Genomic DNA, 510 nt, shown 5'->3' on the forward strand with positions numbered 1-510 from the left:
TGTCCAGAAAAGGAAACTGTTTAGACAATGCTGTGATCGAAAATTTCTTTGGCACATTAAAATCTGAAATGTTTTACACACAAAAATTCAAGTCGATAGAACAATTAAAAAAAGAAATTGATAACTATATAACTTATTATAACAACGATAGAATAAAGTCGAATTTAAACAAAATGAGCCCGATAAAATATCGAGCTCACCATTATCAAATTTAATTGTAAATTTGTCTAAACTTTTGGGTGCAGTCTAGTTTCGGGAGGTTTTTTTTTGTGTCTTGTCCTGAAAAAAGTTGACTAAATTTTAGTAAATATGTCGACAAAAAAGAAAATTTTAAAAATTGCAAATCCTCCACAAAATTATAGCGAAGCATTTAAACGTCAAGTTGTGAGTGAATATGAAAGGGGTTTATTCACCAAGGCAGAACTTCAAAGACGCTACAATATTCTTGGGCATAGTTGTATATCAAAATGGTTAAAAAAATATGGTAAATTTACCTATGAAGACAAACTT

Annotated in this window: 2 protein-coding genes; both read left to right on the forward strand. The window is 29.4% G+C overall.

All coding sequences use genetic code 11. From position 1 onward, the window contains the following. Window positions 1-215, forward strand: a 215-nt coding sequence (locus GV828_RS13075) for an IS3 family transposase (protein ID WP_166535966.1), incomplete at its 5' end; no start/stop codon positions are given. A 94-nt stretch (window positions 216-309) separates the two neighbouring features. Beyond that, the coding region (locus tag GV828_RS13080) for a transposase (protein ID WP_166537940.1) at window positions 310-510 on the forward strand (201 nt) is incomplete at its 3' end.

It is taken from the genome of Flavobacterium ichthyis (assembly GCF_009915155.1).
Lineage (GTDB): Bacteria > Bacteroidota > Bacteroidia > Flavobacteriales > Flavobacteriaceae > Flavobacterium > Flavobacterium ichthyis.